Raw genomic sequence first — 227 nt, 5'->3', positions numbered from 1 at the left:
GTTAGAAAAACGTTGCAGCACATCCTCTACTGTGTGCATAACTAGGCAGCCATCCGCCTGATAAGCTGGGTTCTTTGTAAGGATGACATTGGTTCGTCCGGGCAGAGGACGTCCGATAGCCTCGAACGTTTTTCTGCCCATGACGATGACATGCCCCATAGTAATATTTTTAAAATGCGTAAGGTCCGCCGGCAAATGCCAGGGAAGCTGATTATCCCTGCCAATAA

General features: G+C 48.5%; 1 protein-coding gene. It reads right to left on the bottom strand.

Annotated elements, in window-relative coordinates:
• The coding region (locus LKX83_RS33080) for a dihydrofolate reductase (RefSeq protein WP_227887529.1) at positions 1-225 on the bottom strand (225 nt) is incomplete at its 3' end.
• Positions 226-227: the final 2 nt, after the last annotated feature.

This window comes from Cohnella baijiui, from assembly GCF_020731285.1.
GTDB lineage: Bacteria > Bacillota > Bacilli > Paenibacillales > Paenibacillaceae > Cohnella.
The sequence above is the reverse complement of the archived record's forward strand: the minus strand, read 5'-3'. Positions and strand labels throughout refer to the sequence as shown.